The organism is Erwinia sp. QL-Z3 (assembly GCF_004551645.1).
Lineage (GTDB): Bacteria > Pseudomonadota > Gammaproteobacteria > Enterobacterales > Enterobacteriaceae > Erwinia > Erwinia billingiae.
Genome location: NZ_CP037950.1, coordinates 656,364 through 678,763 on the forward strand (window position 1 = coordinate 656,364; position 22,400 = coordinate 678,763).

The 22,400-nt window shown below is 55.2% G+C and carries 13 protein-coding genes and 1 riboswitch; of the genes, 6 read left to right on the forward strand and 7 right to left on the reverse strand.

Annotated elements, in window-relative coordinates; all coding sequences use genetic code 11:
* Positions 1–31 precede the first annotated feature (31 nt).
* Positions 32–457, reverse strand: a complete 426-nt coding sequence (locus E2F51_RS23785) for a hypothetical protein (protein ID WP_167738380.1) — start codon at positions 455–457, stop codon at positions 32–34.
* Between the two features lie 154 nt (positions 458–611).
* Here E2F51_RS23785 and E2F51_RS03670 point away from each other — a divergent pair, with 154 nt between their 5' ends.
* Both E2F51_RS03670 and E2F51_RS03675 read left to right on the forward strand, forming a co-directional pair.
* Entirely contained in the window at positions 612–9,071 is an 8,460-nt protein-coding gene (locus E2F51_RS03670; protein WP_167738381.1) for an Ig-like domain-containing protein, read from the forward strand.
* A 127-nt stretch (positions 9,072–9,198) separates the two neighbouring features.
* On the forward strand, positions 9,199–10,215 hold the full coding sequence (locus tag E2F51_RS03675) for a hypothetical protein (RefSeq protein WP_134822773.1): 1,017 nt from the start codon (positions 9,199–9,201) through the stop codon (positions 10,213–10,215).
* Positions 10,216–10,225: 10 nt separating this feature from the next.
* On the opposite strand, the gene ygiD is transcribed toward E2F51_RS03675, so the two are convergent.
* A complete protein-coding gene (ygiD, locus tag E2F51_RS03680; RefSeq protein WP_134822774.1) occupies positions 10,226–11,011 on the reverse strand; it encodes a 4,5-DOPA dioxygenase extradiol in 786 nt (261 codons plus the stop codon).
* A 195-nt stretch (positions 11,012–11,206) separates the two neighbouring features.
* On the opposite strand from ygiD, the gene zupT reads away from it, so the two are divergent.
* Complete coding sequence (zupT, locus tag E2F51_RS03685) at positions 11,207–11,974, forward strand: zinc transporter ZupT (protein ID WP_041692129.1); 768 nt, start codon at positions 11,207–11,209, stop codon at positions 11,972–11,974.
* A gap of 87 nt (positions 11,975–12,061) precedes the next feature.
* Here the strand turns inward: zupT and ribB are convergent, their stop codons facing one another.
* Positions 12,062–12,718 (reverse strand): 3,4-dihydroxy-2-butanone-4-phosphate synthase, encoded by a 657-nt coding sequence (gene ribB, locus E2F51_RS03690; protein ID WP_013203882.1) that lies wholly within the window; start codon positions 12,716–12,718, stop codon positions 12,062–12,064.
* A 107-nt stretch (positions 12,719–12,825) separates the two neighbouring features.
* Positions 12,826–12,978: riboswitch (FMN riboswitch) on the reverse strand.
* Between the two features lie 147 nt (positions 12,979–13,125).
* On the opposite strand from ribB, the gene E2F51_RS03695 reads away from it, so the two are divergent.
* Positions 13,126–13,413, forward strand: coding sequence for an accessory factor UbiK family protein (locus E2F51_RS03695; protein ID WP_013203883.1), 288 nt, complete (start codon positions 13,126–13,128; stop codon positions 13,411–13,413).
* A gap of 64 nt (positions 13,414–13,477) precedes the next feature.
* On the opposite strand, the gene hldE is transcribed toward E2F51_RS03695, so the two are convergent.
* The 3 genes from hldE to E2F51_RS03710 form a co-directional block, all read right to left on the reverse strand.
* The gene (hldE, locus tag E2F51_RS03700) at positions 13,478–14,905 is read right to left on the reverse strand and encodes a bifunctional D-glycero-beta-D-manno-heptose-7-phosphate kinase/D-glycero-beta-D-manno-heptose 1-phosphate adenylyltransferase HldE (protein ID WP_013203884.1); all 1,428 of its coding nucleotides are present in this window, start codon (positions 14,903–14,905) and stop codon (positions 13,478–13,480) included.
* Between the two features lie 119 nt (positions 14,906–15,024).
* Positions 15,025–17,859 carry a bifunctional [glutamate--ammonia ligase]-adenylyl-L-tyrosine phosphorylase/[glutamate--ammonia-ligase] adenylyltransferase gene (gene glnE / locus E2F51_RS03705; protein ID WP_134822775.1) on the reverse strand — a complete coding sequence of 945 codons (2,835 nt, stop codon included), beginning with the start codon at positions 17,857–17,859 and terminating at the stop codon, positions 15,025–15,027.
* A 57-nt stretch (positions 17,860–17,916) separates the two neighbouring features.
* Positions 17,917–19,221, reverse strand: coding sequence for an inorganic triphosphatase (locus E2F51_RS03710; RefSeq protein ID WP_013203886.1), 1,305 nt, complete (start codon positions 19,219–19,221; stop codon positions 17,917–17,919).
* Positions 19,222–19,492: 271 nt separating this feature from the next.
* On the opposite strand from E2F51_RS03710, the gene E2F51_RS03715 reads away from it, so the two are divergent.
* Both E2F51_RS03715 and E2F51_RS03720 read left to right on the forward strand, forming a co-directional pair.
* Positions 19,493–20,113, forward strand: a complete 621-nt coding sequence (locus tag E2F51_RS03715; RefSeq protein ID WP_013203887.1) for a TIGR04211 family SH3 domain-containing protein — start codon at positions 19,493–19,495, stop codon at positions 20,111–20,113.
* A gap of 139 nt (positions 20,114–20,252) precedes the next feature.
* Positions 20,253–21,479 (forward strand): multifunctional CCA addition/repair protein, encoded by a 1,227-nt coding sequence (locus E2F51_RS03720; RefSeq protein ID WP_134822776.1) that lies wholly within the window; start codon positions 20,253–20,255, stop codon positions 21,477–21,479.
* Positions 21,480–21,528: 49 nt separating this feature from the next.
* Here E2F51_RS03720 and bacA read toward each other — a convergent pair whose 3' ends face one another.
* Complete coding sequence (bacA, locus tag E2F51_RS03725) at positions 21,529–22,377, reverse strand: undecaprenyl-diphosphate phosphatase (RefSeq protein WP_173363018.1); 849 nt, start codon at positions 22,375–22,377, stop codon at positions 21,529–21,531.
* Between the last annotated feature and the right edge of the window lie 23 nt (positions 22,378–22,400).

Consider the following 22,400-nt stretch of genomic DNA (forward strand, 5'->3'; position numbering starts at 1 on the left):
GATTCATCAATTCGTCTCACTTGCGCTTCTTTCACTGACGCTTTGCGCCTGCAGTTCGCCGCAAGGAAAAAAAGGAACGGTCAAAAAAACTGGCGACAGCCTGGTGCAACAAAAGACTGACGGTAAGAAGTGTGTTGATAACTTTGATATGTTGAAAGGCCTGAATTACGAAGCCTTTAATCAGTACCGTCTGCAATTCGATAAAATCAATAACTCCCACGCGTATTTTAAAAGTCATGAAGGCCTGATGGAACAGGATCCGAAAGAGCTGATGACGCTGACTCTGAATGACAAACTGAACATGGTCTGCGAGCGTGTAAAAAGCCAGGCTTTCCTGGAAATTCAAAAAAAAATGAAATCCATCAGCCAGATCTAAATAAACCGCTTTTTGCCGCTGACAGCCTGTCACATTAACAATCAAAAAATCTTTTCCTACATTTTTTTCTCTACTTTCCATAACCTCCTCTCCGGGGTTATGGAACTTTTTTTCCGGACGGGAAGATATGGACTTCAAATTCAAAAAAATAGCCTCTGTTCTTGTTATTCTGAACCATCTGTTTGTCTCGATTGCTATACCGCTTTATTCTTCAGCCGTCCGGGCTAATTCAGACATGCTGGCATTAAGCGAGACGATGGCGGAGCTCAACGCGGGGATAAGTACCCTGCCAGACCGCCTTACCCTTGAGCCCGCGCCTGCAACTACAGCGCAGGAAAGTAGCGATCCTTCGCCATCGGCACTCAACCTTTCGCCCCCTTTATTCCCTGCCTCACCGGCCTACGACGCCTCTTCTTCCTCTGGCCCGTTCAATACTGCGGCAGAGTTAAATAAAGAAGGCAGCAATGACCTTATTTCACAGCTCCCTTCACTGGAAGGAAGCCAGAGCAGCTTATCAAAAGAAAAATCGCTGCTGTTAAATGAGGATATGCAACGTTCCCGTGAAGCGGATGAAAACGATCTGCGCCCGCTCGAAGGCGTTAAGCAGTTCTGGCAAATCATGGGCGCAGACAGCCGTTCTCAGGCCGGTATGGGCGTCATTACCGGTATTGCAAATGATATGGCCAGCAGTGCGCTGCGTGACTGGATGGGCCAAAGCGGCAATACCCGCATCCAGTTTAATTCCGCAGGTGAAGCCAGTGCGGATTTACTGATCCCGTGGTGGGATACTCCGAGCACGCTGCTGTTCAACCAACAGGGCGTTCGCGTCAATAAAGAACGCACCACGCTCAATCTCGGGCTGGGGCTGCGTCATTACCTCTCCGACCACTTTATGCTCGGGGTAAACAGCTTCTATGACCGCGATATCACCGGCAACAATGCGCGATTCAGCGTCGGGGCCGAAGCCTGGACCCACTACCTGAAACTGAGCGCCAATAAATATCAGCGCCTGACCGACTGGCACCAGTCGCCACTGGATGCGATGGAAGATTACGACGAACGTCCTGCCAACGGTTTTGATCTGGCCGCCGATGCCTGGCTGCCGTTCTACCCGCAATTTGGCGCGTCGGTGAAGTATGAAAAGTACTTTGGTAAAGGCATCGTTCTTGATAATTCTGCCAGTCCCAGTGACCTGCGGGATTCCCCTTCCGCCGTCACCACCACGGTGAATTACACGCCGATCCCGTTGCTGACCTTCAAGGCGGGCCACAAATCCGGTAGCGGATCCGACAGCTTTGTCGGTCTGGACATTAATTACCGCCTCGGCCTGTCGTGGCAAGAACAGACCGACCGTGAAACGGTCAAGGTGATGCGCAGCCTGCCTGGCGCACGTTACGATTTTGTCGATCGTAACTACAACATCGTCATGCAGTATCGCAAACAGAATCTGATTTCACTCTCCTTACCCGCATCGGTTAGCGCTGAAGCAGCGTCCACCACGGTGATCACCGCCAGCGTTCGCGCGAAATACGGGTTGAAGAAAATTGACTGGCGCGCAGCAGAACTGATTGCGGCGGGCGGCTCGCTGTCTCAGGATTCGGCGACGTCTGTGGCGGTCAAATTACCGAAGTATCTGCACGAGGGGGTTAACAGCTATACCGTTTCGGCCATCGCCACCGATAACCACGGCAATGTCTCGCCAGAAAGTACCGTGGTGATCAACCTTATTCCTTCCAGCACCATCATCTCGCTGGAGGTTAAACCGGCCGATAATGTGGTGGCCAACGGCGTGGATGCTGCACAGCTGCATGCCAAAGTCACCGGAAAATCCGGTGAGCTGTTAAGCGATCATAACGTGCGCTTTGTGGTCTCAGGCATTGATGACAGCTGTATTCTGAAGGGCGCTAACAACTGTGAAGCGCTGCATATTACCGATACCTCGGGTAGCGCGATGGTGCCGCTGGCCTCAACCCGCGCCGGTAAGGTCACTATTTTCTCGCATCTGGATAACGGTAACCGCGACAGCAAAACGCTGAACTTTATCGCCGACAGCACTACCGCTGAAATGGCCGATCTGACCATTGACGTCAACAATGCCGTCGCCAATGGCAACGTCGCCAATAAAGCCAGGGTGCTGGTCGCCGATTACTACGGCAACCCGATCGGTAATGTGCCGGTCACCTTCTCTGTCGCTGGGAATGCGACGCCTTCTACCACCGCCACCGTGACTGACAGTAACGGTTCTGCCACCGTGGAGTTGACCAGCAAACTGGCTGGCACCGTCACCCTGACCGCATCAGCCACCGGCATGACCAAAAGTGCCGAGCTGACATTTGTCGCGGATTTGCGTACCGCGAAAATTGATGATCTGTTCGCGACGCCAGCCACCGAGGTGACGGCGAATGGCGCTGATGCCACAGTCCTGACGGCAGTAGTGAAAGACACCAACGGCAACCGCGTCACCGGCGCGCCGGTGATTTTCAACGCCACGGGTGGGGCCAAACTGGGCCAGACCACGGTTATCTCTGATGCCGACGGAGCCGTCAGGGTTAATCTGACCAGCACCCGTGCTGGCAGCAGTACGGTAACCGCAACCACCGGAGAAGATAAAACCGGTAAACAGGTCACCGTCACCTTTATCAGTGATATCAGTACCGCGCAGATAGGCCAGTTCACCGCTTCGCCAGAAGCTGGCCTAAAGGCGGATGGCACTGAAGCCGCCCAGCTCAACGCCGTGGTGCAGGATGCTCAGGGCAACGCCGTCAGTGGGATTCTGGTTAACTTTGCGATAGTCAGCGGCAATGGTCGTCTCAGCCCGACTGAGGCCATATCGGGCAATGACGGCACCGTTGCGGTTAGCCTGACCAGCGCCACAGCCAACAGTATTACCGTCAGCGCCACAACGCCTTTTGACGCGACGGGTAAACAGGTTTCCGTTGAGTTTGTTGCGGACGTTGCCACGGCCAGCGTTGAGAGCCTTATTGCCTCGCCTGCCACTGAGGTGAAAGCCAACGGCATTGCCACTTCGATCCTCAGCGCACAGGTGAAAGACGCCAGGGGTAACCTCGTCCGCGGGGCAAAAGTGAGCTTTAGCGTGCCTGCCGATGGAAAAGGCAAATTAAGCCAGTCATCCGCTATCACCAGCAGAGAGGGTATCGCCACCGTCCAGTTGACCAGCACGCAGGCGGATACCCTCACCGTTACGGCGAAAACCGATTTTGATACCACAGGAAAGCAGGCCACCGTCAGCTTTATTGCTGATGCCACGACAGCGAGAATTGCCAGCCTGAGCGCATCGCGTGATACAGAGGTGAAAGCCAACGGATCTGACAGTTCACTGCTGACCGCGAAGGTAAAAGATAACTTTGGCAATGCCGTAGCGGGCGTTACGGTCACTTTCCGCGTGCATGGCCATGCCATCCTGGGTGAGTCGACCGCTGAAACCGACAGTGACGGCACCGCGACAGTCTCCCTTACCAGCAAAGCGGCAGGAAGCAGCACGGTGACGGCAGTGGTCGACGGTGACAACATCGGTAAGCAGACTGTTGTTGGCTTTATCGCCGACGTAGCCACAGCGAAAGTCGAGAGCCTGATCCCTTCACGCGATAATGATGTGCTGTCCAACGGCAACGATATGTCGGTTCTCACCGTGACGGTCAAGGATGCCAACGGCAACCTGGTCAATAATGCTAAAGTGTTCTTCAACGTGTCCGGCAAGGGATCGGCGACGCCATCTCCAGCCACGACGTCCAACGGTATCGCGACCGTGCAACTAACCAGCACTGAGGCCGGGATCGTAACCGTTACGGCCACCACAGACGCTGATGCCTCCGGTAAGCAGACCTCAGTCACCTTCAGGGCCGATGTGGGCACAGCCAAAATCGACAGCCTGAGCGCTTCACGAGATTCTAATGTGAAAGCCAATGGCACCGACAGTTCAATACTTACCGCCACGGTGAAAGATGCTAACGGCAACCTGGTGGACGGTGCGAAGGTGTTCTTCACTTCATCAGCAGGCAAGGGGAAACTCAGTCAGACCTCTGCCACCACCGTCAACGGTGTAGCCACGACCGTTCTGACCAGCCTTAGCGCTGAAACCATCACCGTTACGGCAACAACCAACGTCGATAGCACCGGAAAACAGGCTGCCGTCAGCTTTATTGGTGACTCAGACACCGCGACAATTGCCGACTTCACCGCGTCGCGTACGGAGAATGTAACGGCTAATGGTCAGGACAGCGCCATGGTTACCGCCACGGTGAAAGATGCTCAGGGAAACCTGGTCAATGGCGCGACCGTCACATTCACGGTCTCGGATGGCAAAGCCAAGTTGAGTCCGACTTCGGCCACCAGTAACCAGAATGGCATCGCTACCGCGCAGCTCACCAGCACAAAAGCTGACATCAGTACGGTCACCGCTGTCACCGACTTTGATAAAATGGGCAAACAAACTTCTGTCAGCTTTATGGCCGACCTTGCCACGGCGAAAGTAGCCAGCTTAAGCGCCACACGAACAGAAGGGATAATAGCTAACGGCACAGATAGTACAACCCTTGTTGCGACCATAAAAGATGCGAACGGTAACTTGGCCAGTGGGGTGCATGTGAACTTCAGCGTGCTAAAAGGTAAAGGGGATCTACAGGCAACGGGTATCACAGTAAATGGAATTGCCAGCGTTGATATGGTAAGTACCCGTGCTGAAATGAACACTGTTACGGCAGTAACGTCGTTCGACACTCAAGTAAACGAGACGCTCTCCATAAGCTTTATCGCTGACCTTTCCACAGCGAAAATAGAACACTTCACCGCTTCACGTGTCTCGAATGTTTTAGCTAACATGTCTGATAGCTCGGAACTTAACGCCATCGTAACTGATGCTAATGGAAACCACGTGAAGCAGGCTGACGTGTTCTTTAACGTTGATGGTAATGGCAATTTAAGTGTCAAGGCAGCCAAAACCAACGATGAAGGCTATGCCACGGTGAATCTGACAAACCGCACTGCGGAACTCAGCACCGTCACCGCAACCACGGACGCTGATAAAACCGGTAAAAATACAACGGTCGGCTTTATCGCCGATCGCACTACGGCGAAAGTAGTTAGCTTCACCGCCTTCCCTCCAACAGCAGTGGCAAATGGCTATTCAGCGATCACCTTGACGGCGGTAGTTACGGATGCCTACAACAACCCGGTGAGTCAAGTGCCGGTAATTATAGGCGATGCGTATATGCTAATGACCACCGACAGCGACGGTAAAGTTAGCGAGGAGTTTACTAGTACCAACGCAGTGACCGAGACTTTACTTGCCATTACGGAGACTGACCCGAACGGTCAACAGGTCACCGTAACCTTTGTCGCAGATGCTCAAACAGCCAGTATTGCCACCCTCACCGCGACGCCGGCATCTGGGATCAAGGCCGATGGCAAAGCGACTTCCACCATTGATGTCACGGTGAAAGATGCCAATGGCAATGCGGTGGCAAACGAGGAGGTGACCTTCCGTGTGACAGGTAATGCCGATCTGAGCCCGTCCACAGTCAAAACCAACGGCAAAGGGGCAGCCACGGTGACGCTGAAAAGCGCCACTGCTGGAAGCACGACCCTCACCGCCGTTACGGCTTTCGACACCACCGGTAAACAGACTGCCGTCAGCTTTATTGCCGACGCAGACACGGCAAAAATCGACAGCCTGATCCCTTCACGGACGGATAACGTCAAGGCTGACGGCAGCGATAGCTCTGTAATCACCGCCACGGTAAAAGATGCCAACGGAAATCGGGTCAATGGCGCAAAAGTCACCTTCACGGTAACGGGCGGCAAATTAGCTGAGGACAGCGTTACTACTGTAGATGGCATCGCCAGCGTGCAGCTAACCAGCCTGTCGGCGGAAAGCATCACGGTCACCGCGACCGTCGGCGCGGACTCGACCGGTAAACAAACCAGCGTCCTTTTTAAAGCCGACCCGGCTACGGCAACCATCGACAGCCTGATCCCGTCACGGCCTTCAGACGTGAAGGCGAACGGCACTGACCACTCCGTGCTGACTGCCACGGTGAAGGATGCTAACGGTAACCTCGTCAGCGGCGTCACCGTGTCCTTTAAAATCAACGTTGGCAATGGGACGTTGAGTCAGAATTCAGCCACTACCGTCAATGGTTTAGCGACTGTCGAACTCATGAGCCGGACCGCTGCAATCACCACGGTCAGAGCGCATACCGAAACGGACACGAACTTCAAACAGGCCTCCGTCAGCTTTATAGCCGATAGCACTACGGTGAAGATCGACACGCTTACCGCTTCACGATCTTCAGACGTGACGGCAAATGGCGCTGACCGCTCGGTAATTAGCGCCAGGTTAAGAGATGCCAACGGTAATCCGGTCAGTGGATTTGATGTGACATTTACCGTGACATCCGGTGAGGGTGTGCTGGCTAAGACCACGAGGAGCAATGTGAACGGCGTGGCGACGGCGAACCTTACCAGCCGCAGCGCCAGTAGCAGCACCGTCACGGCGACCCTCGAGGGCGACAGCATCGGCAAACAGGTTAGCGTCAGCTTTGTGGCCGATGCCGCGACTGCGCATGTTGACTTCCTGGACGCCTCGCGCAAATCCGACGTCATCGCCAATGGTGCCGACAGTTCGGTGCTTAGAGCCAGGGTGGTCGATGCCTATAACAATGCTGTGAGCAACAAACCCGTCAGCTTCAGCGTAAGCGGAAACGCCAACCTGGCCGGCACGTCCGCGACGACGGACAGCGAGGGGTATTCAGAAATGAAACTGACCAGCCTTATTGCGGACAGCAGTACCGTTACTGCAACCACTGATTACGATAAAACCGGTAAGCAGGCTTCCGTCAGCTTTATTGCTGACCAGGCCACGGCCAAAGTCGACAGTCTTAGCGCTGCGCCGGAGAGTGGAATTACCGCTAACGGCACGGATAAATCTGTGCTGACGGCAACGGTGTCGGATGCCAACGGAAATCGGGTCAATAACGCCCGGGTGACGTTCACCATCAAGGGCAACGCCAACCTCATTAACTCATCGGCGACAACAGGCAATGATGGTAAAGCATCAGTGAGCGCCATCAGCTTTACCGCAGGCAGCAGCACGGTGCTGGCGCAGACAGCTTATGACAAAACCGGGAAGCAGGCCTCCGTCAACTTTATTGGCGATATTGCTACCGCCGCCATCAACAGTTTTACCGCGTCTCAAAGCCAGGTAATCGCTGACGGTAAGTCATTTGCCACCCTGACGGGAATTGTGAAAGATGCCAATGGCAATCTGGTGGCAGGGGCCGCAGTAACCTTTAAAGCGCCAGCTAACGGCACCCTGAGCCAGTCTTCAGCTGTTTCCGACAGTGAAGGCAAGGTGGTGGTAACCATTGCCAGTAAAATAGCGGGGATTCATGAGACGAGAGCCGTGACCAAGTATGATCCTGAGGGTAAGAACGCTGCAGTCAACTTTATCGCCAACGAAAACACGGCAAAAGTGACTGACATTATGATGTCAGCAAATATTCCACTGGCTAATGCTAAAGATCAGTCGATCCTCACCGCTGTAGTACAGGATGCAAATGAGAACCCTGTCAGTGACGTAGAGGTGATTTTTACCCTCAGTGGCAAAGCGACGCCAAATCAGCTTACTGCCCGCACCGACAACAACGGTTACGCGAAGATGACGCTCACCAGTACCGTGGCAGGCAGCAATACGGTTACGGCCAGGACGGATATGGTTAAAGACAGCAAGAGCATCACCGTTGTCTTTAAGGCAGATGCGTCTACCGCCACGATAGCCAGCCTGACGGCAACGCCGGCAGAAGGCATTATTGCGGACGGCGTCGCCGTCTCAACCATCAAGGCTCTGATCACCGACGCCTACAATAACCCTGTGTCGGATACATCAGTTACCTTCTCCGCACCAGGTACGCTTAGCAAAGGACAGGTACAGACCGACAGTGCAGGTATGGCTGTCACGACAGTGAGCAGTTCTCAAGCAATGACAATGGACGTCATGGCCAGCACTAAGGGCATTGAAAAAACGGTGAGCGTTACCTTTATCGCCAATACTAAAACAGCCGTCGTCGACAGCCTGACGGCCTCGCCAGCGACCGGCGTGACGGCGGATGGTAATACCTTCTCCACGCTCACTGCCGTGGTGAAAGATGCCAAGGGGAATCCCGTAAAAGATGTGGCGGTCACCTTCCAGGCGGCAGGAACAGTTATATGGGGCGCAAGAACCCTTAAAACAGATGCTGAAGGAGTCTCCACAGCGGAAATTGCCAGCACCCTTGCAGGTAGCATAACTCTCACTGCCATCATCAGCACTGACACAACCGGCAAGTCCACAAAGGTTATCTTTGTTGCCGCCCCAATTAATGCCAGCAACTCAGTCTTGCAACTTAGCAACAACATATTGCCAGCTGATGGGAAATCTACGCTTGCCATAACGTTAACTGCGAAAGATAAATTTCAGAATGTCGTCACTGGAGGGAAAGTTGCCTTCAAGGTCGCTAATTTAGAAGGAACGAAAATAAGCGCAGTCACTGAAAAGAATGGGGTTTACACGGCGACACTGACCGGCGGGACGAAAGCGGGTACAGGAACTATCTCCGTTCTGCAAAATGATGTCTTAGTGGAAAACATGTCGGTTGATGTGGGCTTGTATTCGCCGCAGTTAACCTTAGTAATTAATTAAGCGACTCCGAAACTGTGTTTATAGTTAACAGGCCGGTAATCGCCGGCCTGTTAAAATTGACGCTACCGAAGACGGAATAAAACAGCCGAGGCTCCATTAATTAACTGATGTAAAGGAACTACGATAAATGAAAAAATCATTGAAAAGAAAAATCACCTTTGGCCTGTTCACCCTGACACTGTCATTTAATGCTGCCGCCCTTGACTGTTATATTGGTAATACGGTCGATGAAGTTGTATCAATCGGTAAACTGGTACTGCTCTCTGGCACGCAGAATGGCAGCCGGGTCTGGGAATCAAAAGAATATGTGCGTGATATTACCTGCAAAGGAAGTATCCAGGAAAACGTCTATTTTTATCCATTTCCCTATATTAAGAGCGAGACGCCGCCAAGCGGCGTAGAAATGGGACTGGTATATGATGGTAAAGATCTCGGTACCTTTGATGAAAGCTCAGGAAATGGCAACATCAACACCAAAATTGATACCGGCTGGACAATCAACGGAGCGGCCGCTACAAAAACATTTCGATTTCAGGCCTATCTGAAAAAGACCGGGGATATCGACACCAGTAAGGTATCAGGCGCTATCCGTCTGTTTCAATTGGATGGCAAAGGTGGATTAAACAAAGCGGCTAACGCAATGAATTATAAATTCAGCCTCTCAGAGTGGAATCAGGCCGGCACGGTAAGCTGTTCCCATACGGTTTCTAACAGCACATTCAGTCTTGCAGTGCCCACAGCCCAAGCCCTGTCAGCCTCATCAAGCCTCAGTGCGCAACCGGTGGTGAATATTGCCTGCTCGTCGGATACCTCCGGGCTGGCTAATTTAATTTCCACTGTAACCGGTGACTTTTCGCTGTCAGGAAATGCCATGACAAACAAAAGCGATCATTACGGCACTGACAAAGACCAATTTGGTTTTGCCGTCGCCCTTAAAGGAACCGCTGTCACGCCCGGTAAGACCGTGCCGTTAACTATCCCGATTAGCGCAGGCAAGGCAAGCTACTCTGTGCCGCTGGTATTAACCCCAAAACTGGCAGCATTAACCCTGAACAGTCCAGCGTGGATCTTTAACAATGCCGAAAAAGAGGTGAAGGCCAAAGCAACGCCGGTTTTCACACCTCATTCTGTCAACACCAACTGATGGTGTGCATTTAGCCCACCTTTACCGAAAGCATACTGAGCGAAGACATCACTAAACCATCCACCGGGATAGAGACGGCTTCACCCGGCAAACGGGCACCCAGCACGTAAAGCAGTGGCAGGTAGTGCTCAGGCGTCGGGTTGGATAACGCAGCGCCGCTGTGCTGACTAAAGTTCACCAGCGGATGCTGCTCTGCTTCCCCTTCCCAACTCAAGTTTTCACGCACGTAGTCGTTAAAGGATGAGGCCCACGGGTAAGGTTCAGCATTGCCTTCCCAACGCACCATGCGCAGGTTATGCACCACGTTGCCGCTGGCGACAATCATCACGCCCTGCTCGCGCAGTGCCGCGAGCTTACGGCCCAGTTCAAAGTGATAAGCCGGCGGTTGCGTACCGTCGACGCTCAGCTGAACCACTGGAATATCGGCTTCCGGGTACATTTTAATCAGCACGCCCCATGAACCGTGGTCAAAACCCCACTCCTGATCCAGACGGACATCGTAAGGTGCCAGCGCGTCAACCACCTGGCGGGCCAGGTCCGGTGAACCCGGTGCCGGATAAGTGGTGTCAAACAGCGCCTGAGGGAATCCGCCAAAATCGTGAATGGTTCTTGGCTTTTCCATCGCTGTAACCGCCGTGCCCCGGGTGTACCAGTGCGCGGAGACCGCCACGATAGCTTTAGGACGCGGTAAGGTTTGGCCCAGCTCACGCCAGGCTTCGGTATAAACATTTTCTTCCAGCACGTTCATTGGGCTGCCATGGCCAAGAAAAAGTGCGGGCATACGTGACTGACTCATAGTGGTTCCCCTGAAGATGTCGGCTTAATGATCGCTACATTACGCCCTTTCGACAGGGGATGAACCCGGATAACGGTGATGAAGATATTCAAGAAATTTGAACAGCGAAAAATACAAATCCTGACGTTACAACTGATTATTTTTTGATAAGGTATAGCAAAGGCTATACTTTATTCTTGTCTTTAGGAGGTCACCTTGTCCGTGCCATTAATACTGACTTTACTTGCCGGTGGCGCGACCTTCATTGGCGCGTTTCTGGGTGTTGTCGGCCAGAAACCGTCGAACCGGGTGCTGGCGTTTGCGCTGGGATTTGCTGCCGGCATTATGCTGCTGATTTCACTGATGGAGATGCTGCCAGCGGCGCTGCACGCTGAAGGCATGTCTCCTGTTTTGGGTTACGGCATGTTTGTGGTTGGGCTTCTGGGTTACTTCGCCCTCGATCGGATGTTGCCCCACCAGCATCCACAGGATCTACTTAGCGGCGGCCAACCTCCCCGCAACCTTCGGCGCACGGCAATCTTACTGACGCTCGGCATCAGCCTGCATAATTTTCCAGAAGGTGTGGCAACCTATGTCACCGCCAGCAGTGACCTCGAAATGGGCTTAGGCATCGCGCTGGCCGTTGCCATCCACAATATTCCTGAAGGACTTGCCGTCGCCGGGCCGATGTATGCCGCAACGGGTTCAAAAAGGAAAGCGATCTTCTGGGCTGGCGTATCAGGCATGGCCGAAATCCTGGGTGGCGTGCTGGCCTTCCTGGTGCTCGGTCCACTGGTGTCACCAGTGATGATGGGCGCGGTGATGGCGACCGTGGCCGGGATTATGGTGGCGCTGTCGGTCGATGAGCTGATGCCGCTGGCAAAAGAGATCGATCCGAAAAGTAATCCCAGCTATGGCGTGCTGTGCGGGATGGCGGTGATGGGCCTGAGCCTGACCATGCTGCAAAGCAGCGGCTTAAGTTAAAGCAGCGGCTTAGTTAAAGCAGCGGCCTAAGTTCAGGCATAAAAAAACCGGGTAACAGGCACCCGGTTTTTTTTCATCGTCAGGCAATTAGCTGGCCTGACGAGACTCGTTGCTACGGCGATAAGCCACCAAATCTTCGATGGTCACAACCGGCATATTCTGCTGCTTAGCAAACACGATAGCTTCTGGCGCATGCGCCATAGTGCCATCATCGTTGGTCAGTTCACACAGCACACCCGCCGGTTTGAAGCCGGCCAGCGTCACCAGATCGATAGTTGCTTCAGTATGACCGCCGCGCGTCAGCACGCCGCCTTCGCTGGCGCGAAGTGGGAACACATGGCCAGGACGATTCAGGTCAGAAGGTTTGGCATCGTCGGCGATAGCCGCACGGATGGTGGTCACGCGATCTTTCGCCGAAACGCCGGTGGTCACGCCTTCTGCCGCTTCAATGGTGACGGTGAAGCCGGTGCCATAAGCACTGGTATTGGTTTCGACCATCATTGGCAGCTCAAGCTGACGACGACGCTCTTCCGTCAGGCAAAGGCAGACAATGCCGCTGCCGTGGCGAATGGTCAGTGCCATCTGCTCAACGGTCATGGTTTCGGCGGCAAAGATCATGTCACCTTCGTTTTCACGATCTTCATCGTCCAACACCATCACACCGCGCCCGTCGCGCAAGGCAGCGATAGCACGTTCTACACGCTCTTCAGGCGTGCCAAATTCAGAAAGTAGCGTCTGATTCATGGTAATAAAACCTTATAAAATGTATGGGTTACCAGAATCAGGGCGTGCTTAGGAGTGTCATGCAGTGACAAAAAATAACGGCGCGGCGGGCAAAGCCCGGCCTGATACGTTACTCTCTCCCATCCGGACTTTAACCGTCGGCCCCGGAGTTACACCGGGTCTGCTGACCTTCAAACCGGGAGGTCTGAAGCGCTCGCGGGCTTTCGGCATGACGCCGATTTACCGCCGGTGGGGAATTACACCCCGCCCTGAGAATAAGCCTGCTTACTATAACGCCGATAAAAAGCCAGGGCAACGAACAAAATGTGCCTTTAGTTTGGCATTTTTCTGCTTTGCTTATTTCTGGTTTATCCTTTCGGATTATCGCATTACACTTAAAGAAACTTTGCCGCTACCAGGAAGCCGCTATGATTGACCCCAAAAAAATTGAACAACTCGCCCGTCAGGTTCACGAATCCATGCCAAAAGGCATCCGTGAGTTCGGCGACGATGTTGAGAAAAAAATCCGTCAGACGCTGCAATCGCAGCTGACCCGTTTAGATTTGGTCAATCGCGAAGAGTTTGATGTGCAAACTCAGGTGTTATTACGTACCCGTGAAAAGCTGGCTGCGCTGGAGCAACGTCTGGCCGAGCTGGAAAGCCGCGGTACCGACGCAGCGCCAAAAGACGTGATTAAAACCGAAGATATGCAGTAATTCTCTGGTTTCAGGCCAAAAAAAGGGGCGATCTCAGATCGCCCCTTTTTCTTTCTGACCGCGGTCAGTCTTTCGCTTTAATCGCTTCGATGATTTTGCTGGTGGAGATGCCATCTTCAAAATTCAGCACCCGCACTTCGCCACCGTTAGCCCAAACTTCAACACTGCCCGCAATCTCTTCCGGCTTGTAGTCTCCGCCTTTCACCAACAGGTCTGGCAGCACATCAGCAATCACCCGCTGCGGCGTGTCTTCTTCAAACGGCACCACCCAGTCGACCGCTTCCAGCGCGCCCAGCACAATCATCCGGTTGATCAACGGATTGATCGGACGGGTTTCGCCTTTCAGCCGTTTGGTCGAGGCATCGCTGTTAACCGCAACAATCAGGCGATCGCCCAGCTTACGGGCGTTGGCCAGATAGGAAACGTGGCCAGCGTGCAGAATGTCGAAGCAGCCGTTGGTCATCACCACTTTCTCACCGCGACGACGAGCCAGCGCGACCGCTTCTCTCAGCTGCGCTTCATCCATTACGCCAAAACCCGACTCCGGACGGGCACGGATGGCGTTTTCCAGTTCAACCGGCGACACGGTAGAGGTCCCCAGCTTACCGACCACCACACCCGCCGCCGCGTTGGCGAGGAAGCAGCTCTCTTCCAGCGTATTGCCCGCCGCCAGCGCCGCCGCCAGCACGCCAATCACCGTATCACCGGCACCGGTCACGTCATACACTTCCTGTGCCTGAGTCGGCAGATGGAACGGCTTTTTGCCCGGTTGCAGCAGCGTCATGCCGTTCTCTGAACGCGTCACCAGCAAGGCTGACAGATCGAACTGCGCCATCAGCGCCATGCCGCGCTCAACAATCTCGGCTTCGTCCGCACATTTGCCGACCACGGCTTCAAACTCAGAGAGATTTGGCGTCAGAATGGTGGCACCGCGATAACGCTCAAAGTCAGTACCTTTCGGGTCGACCAGCACCGGCACATTGGCCTCGCGGGCGATCTTGATCATGGTTTCTACGCTGGCCAACGCCCCTTTGGCGTAGTCAGACAGCACCAGCGCGCCCGCTTTCGGCAGGCCCTGACGAATACGCTCATGCAGCGGCTCAGGATCGACGCCTTCAAAACCTTCTTCAAAATCAAGGCGGATCAGCTGCTGGTTACGCGACAGAACGCGCAACTTAGTGATGGTGGGATGGGTGGCAACCGCAACGAAGTCACACTGCACGTTAACGCCACTCAGGCTGGCGTCCAGCGCGCGGGCGGCATCATCAATACCGGTCAATCCCACCAGACGTGAGCCTGCGCCCAGTGAGGCGATGTTCATCGCCACGTTAGCCGCGCCGCCAGGACGCTCCTCAACGTTATCCACTTTAACTACCGGAACCGGGGCTTCAGGGGAGATGCGGCTGGTTGGGCCGTACCAGTAGCGATCCAGCATCACGTCGCCAACAACCAGAACACCCGCACGGTTAAAATCGGGCAGCGTAATTTTCATTCCAGACACTCCAGGCTGAAGTCAAAAATAGTGCGCGGGATGATAGCACAAGCTGACTATCCCGCACATTCACCCGTAATCTTACACGCTATCGCTTGCAAACCCGGGCAAGCAGCAGATTAACTGCCGAACCAGTGCAGCCAGCTGTTGTTGACCACGCTCTTCTCCGCGCTGAACGCATCCGGCGAGACATGACCCGGCAACTCCTGCAACGCGAGGTGGTGCAGCGCGTCACGTAGCGTGACGTAAGCCTGGGTCAGCGCTTTCGCTTCTTCGCTGCTCATCCGGTCATTATTGGCCATCAGCTCCAGAATGCGCACGTTATCGGACCAGCGGGTCAGCTTCGGTTCACTGGCGGCATAGCGTAAGACCAGGTATTGCGTAATGAATTCAATATCGGTGATGCCGCCCCGATCGGCTTTCAGATCCCAGCGCCCTTTATGCTTGTTGCCAAGGTGCGCGCGCATTTTCTCACGCATCTCGCGCACGTCGATCTTCAGCTTATCGGCCTCACGCGGCAGGCACAGGATGCCACGGCGGATATCATCAAAGCGCTGGCTCAGCGCCGCCTCGCCAAATACGATGCGCGCGCGCACCAGCGCCTGATGCTCCCAGGTCCAGGCTTCATTACGCTGGTATTCATCAAAGGCGTCAAAGGTACTGACCAGCATGCCTGCGGCTCCGGATGGACGCAGCCGCGCATCCACTTCATACAGAATGCCGGAGGAAGTGCGGGTGCTGAACAGGTGCATAACACGCTGCGCCAGACGCAGATAAAACTGCCTGCCGTCAATACTGCGCTCGCCGTCGGTCACCGCATCGGCCGGGCAATCATGCAGGAACACCAGGTCCAGATCCGAGCTGTAGCCCAGCTCCCAGCCACCCAGCTTGCCGTAACCCACCACGGCAAACCCGCGTTCCTGAAGCTGAATCAGGTGCGAAGGACGACCATAACGCTGCACCATCATCTGCCAGGCCTGCTGGACCACCTGCTCGATCATCGCTTCTGCCAGCCAGGTCAGATGATCGCTGACCTTCATTACCGGCAGCGTGCCGGCAATATCTGCCGCCGCAATGCGCAGATGCTGGGCCTGCTTAAACTGACGAAGCGCTTCCAGCTGCTGCTCCTCATCCTCTTCCGGGATGCGCAGCAGATACTGGCGCAGCTCATCACGGTAGGCATCGGTGGCGGTCGGCTGGTAGAGCGTGGCCGGATCGAGCAGCTCATCGAGCAATAACGGATAGCGCGCCAGCTGGCTGGCCACCATTGGCGACGCCGCACACAGGCGGATCAGGTGCTTTAACGCGCCGTGATACTCGGTCAGCAGCTCCAGATAGGTGGTTCTCGTTACCACGCCCAGCAGCAACGGCGTCAGGCGGCTTAAGGCAACGGCAGCATCATCGCGCGGGCAGACTTCGCTCAGTAGACGCGGCATCAGCTGATCGAGCGCCTGCCGTCCACGCGGGCCAATGGTGCGTTTATCCACATCCTGACGGAAGTCGTTGATGGTTTGCAGCAAACGCTGACGCGCCTCGCTTTCAAGGTGGGGAACCAGCGGCGCAAGCTCGGCCTCTTCCAGCCGATCCTGCCAGAGCACGCCATAATCATCGGCTTCTTTATTGCCGCCGGTTTCCGGGGTGTCATCGCCAATCAGGTCATCGAAAATTGCGCGCACCGCGGCCATATGGCCCTCAAGCTGGCGGGTCAGCGCAGCCCAGTTCTCCACGCCCATCGCCCAGGCCAGACGCTCGCGGTTTAACGCGTCCGCCGGCAGCGTCTGGGTCTGTTCGTCATTGATGCTTTGCAGCAGATTTTCCAGACGACGCAGATAGAGATAGGCCTCACTGAGCTGCCCGACCTGTTCGCCAGGCAGCAAATTCAGCTCGCCAATGGCCTGCAAGGTGGGTAACAGCGCACGCAGCTGCAGCGAACGCTCACGCCCACCCCGGATCAGCTGGAACACCTGCACAATGAATTCCGTTTCGCGGATGCCGCCTGCACCCAACTTGATGTTGTCGGTCAGGCCGCGCCGCCGGACTTCACGGGCGATCATGCTTTTCATATTTCGTAGCGACTGGATCACGCTGAAGTCGATGTAGCGGCGGTAGATGAAGGGCCGCAGCATCTGCTGTAATTCCTGGCTCCAGCGATCGTCCGTCCCGCCCATCAGGCGCGCTTTGACCATCGCATAGCGCTCCCAGTCGCGTCCCTGCTCCTGGTAATAATCTTCCAACGCGGCAAAGCTCAATACCAGCGGGCCGCTGTCACCAAATGGCCGCAGCCGCATATCCACGCGATAGACGAAGCCGTCGACCGTCGGTTGATCGAGCACTTTGATCAGACGCTGGCCAAGCCGCGTGAAGAACTGGGCATTATCCAGTTCACGGCGTCCGCCGGTGGTGGTGCCATTTTCAGGCCAGGTGAAAATCAGGTCGATATCAGAAGAGAAGTTCAGCTCGCCGCCGCCCAGCTTGCCCATGCCGAGGATCAGCAGCGGCTGCGGCTCACCGGCGGCATTGACCGGCGTGCCGAATTCACGGCAGCAGGCCAGCCAGAGCCAGTCACGGGCGGCGACAATCAGGGTTTCAGCCAGTTCGCTCAGCTGCTTCAGCGAGTCTTGCGTACTGCTGGTTGCCAGCGTCTGCATCCAGGCAATGCGCGTCAGCATCTGCCGCCGGAACAGGCGCAGTTCACGCATCAGGGCATTTTCATCCGCCACACCTGCCAGCTTTTCAGCCAGCCAGGCCGGATAGTGCCGCCACTCGTCCGGCGCGGGCGCCTGCTCCTGCAGCGATTGCCACCAGTCAGGATGGCGTGCCAGGTTGTCCTGCACAAAATCACTGAAGGCCAGCACGCCCTGCTGTCCGGCGCTCAGTTCTCCCCATGTCGGGCTAAGCTGTTGGGCCTGTGCCGCCAGCAGCGGCGGCAGGGTCTGAGTAAGCGATGGCGACATAAAAACTCCCTGTGAGCGGCGTGAATTCTCTCTGTTCTCTTAACGCGGCGAACGACCTCAGACGGTGCCGTTTTTCCAGAAGGCCGGTTGCTTAACCGCCTGGCGACAATGACCTTCCAGCCAGATTTCCTGACCGCTTTCGATCGCCTGCGCCAGCTGCTGCCAGCTTTGCATCCAGGCATCGACCGTCTCAGCGTCGTAGCCACCGGACAGTAAACGGGCGGCCAGCAGCTGACGATGCAGGCGGGTCAATTTATCCTGATACTCATTCATCTGACGCACATCGCCGAAGGTTTCTTTCAAATCGGCGGCAATTCTGCCGAGCATAATGTCGCAGAAGCGTTTGAACGATCCCTGCAGCTTGGCATCGCCTTTCGCGTCGATAAACCCGCGCCAGCGCTCGGTTACAATCCAGTTAGTAAGTGCTAACTGGGTATCCAGAGAGAGCGTGCTGAAACAGAGCGCGTCGGCCTTAACATCATCTTCCCGCAGCGCTTCTTCCAGCCCGGTTAAGGAGTGACGCAGCTCATTGCTGGCCTTACGTGGCACCAGTGAACCAAACAGGGAGAAAGTCTGGCGCAGGGTTTCAAGCGCCTGCTGCACTTCATGCTGAGCCGCGCGGTTGCCACGCAGCCACAGCTCTTCGTGATACTGCCACTGGCTCAGCGCCAGGGTGAACGCCGCCAGCATCGCCTGCTCTACCGTGGCTTTCGGTGCCACCTTCATTACTTTCAGCGGGCGCAGTTCGCGGGTTGGATTGCCTTTGGCCAGCGCGTATCCACGGGCGGCTTTGCTCAGGCTCCCCAGACGCAGTCCGCCCATATTTGCCAGTTCAGCGGCAAAGGCCAACAGATCATCACGTTCACCGGATTTCAGTTCCAGCTCAATTTCATTCAGCGGCTCGCTCAGCTCACCGGCGGTGACATCGCCGCGATCAAACGCAACTTCAATCTCGCTTTCCCGGTAAGTAACCACCCACTTTTCACGAACGAAATGGGTGCTGAACAGCGGCTGCAACTGCTGCTGCAGCGCGGCCAGATCGCAGCCTTGCGGCCAGATATCTGCTGGCAACAGAGCAATATCCAGCTCGGGTTTGGCAAGCGCCACATTGTATTCCGGGCGCTGATGCAGGCCACCAATGGTCTGCCCTGCTGTCTTCAGCGTCATTTCATAGCTGTCGCCGAAGCCACGAATGCGCAGCCCCATATCCCAACCGCGCAACTGGCCGTCGGCCGTTTCGAAGTAGATATTGGTGAGTTTCTGCGGTGCAGAGTGCTGATGCGGCCAGTTTGCCAGCTGTGCAGGCAATTTTTCGGCGGCGTCGGAGGTCGCGATGAACTTTAATTCGATTTCGATGGTCATATTTTCTTAACCAGATAATTAGCGGTACGGTAAAGGGCTTTTGGCGCGATTTTGCCGCTCATTTCATCAATGGGGCACACGGTGGCCAGATATGACGTGAAGAGTAATGCAGAATCGCCGTGGCTGTCTTGGCTTTCTTCTCTATTTCGCGTCTGCTCGCGTCGGCCCTCGCAGAGCGCTGAGACCAGGAAAGTTCTCATTCAGCTTTCTGCGAGCCAGCTCCAGACTGTTCCATTACTTTTGTCCAGGATCCATGTAAAAAAGACATCGAATGAAAAAAACTCAGCTTATTGGCCTCACTTTACTGACTTTTAGCGTAGCAGCATCCGTTCATGCCGAAGAAAAACGCTATATCTCCGACGAACTTTCCACCTGGGTTCGCAGTGGTCCCGGTGACAATTTCCGCCTTGTCGGCACCCTGAATGCTGGCGAAGAAGTCCAGCTGCTGCAATCGAATGACAGCACGCATTATGCACAGATCCGCGACTCAAACGGCCGCACCACCTGGATCCCGGAATCCCAGCTGAGCCAGCAGCCAAGCCTGCGTACCCGCGTGCCGCAGCTGGAACAGCAGGTCAAAGACCTGACTGACAAGCTGGCAAACATTGATGGCAGCTGGAACCAGCGCACCGCCGAGATGCAGAAGAAAGTGGCCGGTAGCGATGGCGCCATCAACAGCCTGAAGGACGAGAATCAAAAGCTGAAAAACGAACTGGTTGTGGCACAGAAAAAAGTGAGTGCCGCCAACGTTCAGCTTGATGATAAGCAGCGCACCATCATTATGCAGTGGTTTATGTACGGCGGCGGCGTGGCCGGTGTCGGCCTGCTGCTGGGTCTGCTGTTACCGCATATGATCCCGAGCCGTAAAAAGAAAGATCGCTGGATGAACTAACCCTTCACCGGTCAGCATCAGGGCATCCATTGATGCCCTTTTTGTCGTGCCTGTCATTCAGCAAACCTGACCCGCAAAGGTGGGAGAGGATCACCACATCTAGTATGATGACGGAAACGTTTAACTCAGGAGCGTGGTAGTGAAGACTTACCTTGTCGGTGGCGCGGTACGCGACGCACTGTTAAATCTGCCGGTCAAAGACAAAGATTGGGTAGTGGTGGGCGCCTCTCCGGAAGAGATGCTCAGCCAGGGTTACGAGCAGGTTGGCCGTGACTTCCCGGTGTTTTTGCATCCTGAAACCCATCAGGAGTACGCGCTTGCGCGCACCGAGCGCAAAAGCGGCAGTGGCTACACCGGTTTTGTCTGCTATTCCGCCCCGGATGTGACGCTTGAGCAGGATTTACAGCGCCGCGATTTGACCATCAATGCCATTGCCCAGGATGAGCAGGGCCGCTTATACGATCCCTACGGTGGCAAAGCGGACCTTGATCAGCGTCTGTTGCGCCATGTTTCCGCGGCCTTTAACGAAGATCCGCTGCGTGTGCTGCGCGTGGCGCGATTTGCCGCGCGTTTTGCCCATCTGAATTTTGTGGTGGCGGAAGAGACCCAGGCGCTGATGCGCTGGATGGCAGAGAGCGGCGAGTTGAACACGCTGACGCCAGAAAGGGTGTGGAAGGAGACGGAAAAGGCGCTGGAAACCCGCAACCCGCAGGTCTACTTCCAGGTGCTGAGAGACTGCGGTGCTTTAGCGGTGCTGTTCCCGGAGCTGGACAATCTCTACGGCGTGCCCGCGCCGGCCAAATGGCATCCTGAAATCGATACCGGCATTCATACGCTGATGACGCTGGCTATTGCCGCTCAGCTTAGCCCGGATATCGCTGTCCGCTTTGCCACCCTGTTCCACGATGTCGGCAAGGCGCTCACGCCACCTGAGAAGTGGCCGAGCCATCACGGTCACGGCCCGGCCGGCGTCCCGCTGGTTGCCGCCTTGTGCCAGCGTCTGCGGGTGCCGAATGCGATTCGCGATCTCGCCCTGCTGGTGACTGAATTTCACGATCTGGTGCACACCGTGGAACGTCAGAGCGCCGAAACCCTGGTGGCGCTGTTTGATCGCATCGATGCCTGGCGTAAGCCTCAGCGTGTGGAGCAAATTGCCCTGACCAGCGAGGCGGATGCTCGTGGGCGCACCGGTTTTGAGAGCAATGCGTATCCGCAGGGTGATTATCTGCGTCATGCGTTTGAAGTGGTGTTAAGCGTGTCGACCAGGGAGGTGGTGGCAGCCGGATTTAAGGGTATGGAAGTCAGGGAAGAGCTGAACAGACGGCGCATTGCCGCGCTGGAACAGTGGAAGCAACAGCAGGATTAAGGTCCCGAAGCGGCCTGAGCAGGCCGACTCCGGGGCAAAGCACGCTTAACTACACAAAGATCATGTAGACCGCAGCGGCCACAATAAAGCGGTAAATCGCAAACGGCACGAACGAGATGCGCTTAATCAGGTTGAGGAACACCTTGATAGCAATCAGCGCGACCACGAATGCGGTCAGGAAGCCGACGGCAAACATCGGCAGATCGGCCATGCTCAGGAAGCCAATACTCTTGTAGAGATCCAGCACGGTGGCACCCATCATCATTGGCACGGCCAGGATGAAGGAGAACTCTGAAGCCGCATAACGGCTCACGCCCATCAGCATACCGCCTGAAATGGTCGCGCCCGAGCGGGAGAAGCCCGGCCACAGCGCCAGACACTGGAAGCAGCCGATCACGAACGCCTGACGATAGGTCATATCATCCACGCCGACCGCTTTCGGATTTTTAGGCTTCAGGTATTCTGCCGCCAGCAGCAGCACGCCGCCGACAACCAGCGCGTACATCACGTTAATCGGATTGAAAAGCTCTTTGATTTTGTCGTGGAAAATCAGACCGATAACGACAGCGGGCACCATGCCCAACAGGATGTGGATAAGCGTCAGATGACCTTTGCCAGTGCCTTCATGCGGCACCTTGCCAAAATGAATGCCGATTAAACCAAACAGTCGACGCCAGAACATCACTACGACAGCTAAGATTGAACCAAGCTGGATAACAACCTCAAAGGTGTCCGCCTTGTCGCCTTCAAATCCTAACAAATGACCGACGATGATCATGTGCCCGGTGGAGGAGACCGGAAGAAACTCCGTAAGCCCCTCAACAATGCCGAGTATTGCTGCCACCCATAGCTGATGAATATCTGCCATCCAATCTACCCCTATCCGTATAAAAAACATTAAAAAGGCGGTTGCTTATCGCT

Excerpts from the sequence above, each read along its gene's own strand:
- E2F51_RS23785 (WP_167738380.1), bottom strand. The coding sequence starts at position 457 with ATGGAAAGTAGAGAAAAAAATGTAGGAAAAGATTTTTTGATTGTTAAT.
- E2F51_RS03670 (WP_167738381.1), top strand. The coding sequence starts at position 612 with ATGCTGGCATTAAGCGAGACGATGGCGGAGCTCAACGCGGGGATAAGT.
- E2F51_RS03675 (WP_134822773.1), top strand. The coding sequence starts at position 9,199 with ATGAAAAAATCATTGAAAAGAAAAATCACCTTTGGCCTGTTCACCCTG.
- ygiD (WP_134822774.1), bottom strand. The coding sequence starts at position 11,011 with ATGAGTCAGTCACGTATGCCCGCACTTTTTCTTGGCCATGGCAGCCCA.
- ribB (WP_013203882.1), bottom strand. The coding sequence starts at position 12,718 with ATGAATCAGACGCTACTTTCTGAATTTGGCACGCCTGAAGAGCGTGTA.
- E2F51_RS03695 (WP_013203883.1), top strand. The coding sequence starts at position 13,126 with ATGATTGACCCCAAAAAAATTGAACAACTCGCCCGTCAGGTTCACGAA.
- hldE (WP_013203884.1), bottom strand. The coding sequence starts at position 14,905 with ATGAAAATTACGCTGCCCGATTTTAACCGTGCGGGTGTTCTGGTTGTT.
- glnE (WP_134822775.1), bottom strand. The coding sequence starts at position 17,859 with ATGTCGCCATCGCTTACTCAGACCCTGCCGCCGCTGCTGGCGGCACAG.
- E2F51_RS03710 (WP_013203886.1), bottom strand. The coding sequence starts at position 19,221 with ATGACCATCGAAATCGAATTAAAGTTCATCGCGACCTCCGACGCCGCC.
- E2F51_RS03715 (WP_013203887.1), top strand. The coding sequence starts at position 19,493 with ATGAAAAAAACTCAGCTTATTGGCCTCACTTTACTGACTTTTAGCGTA.
- bacA (WP_173363018.1), bottom strand. The coding sequence starts at position 22,377 with ATGTTTTTTATACGGATAGGGGTAGATTGGATGGCAGATATTCATCAG.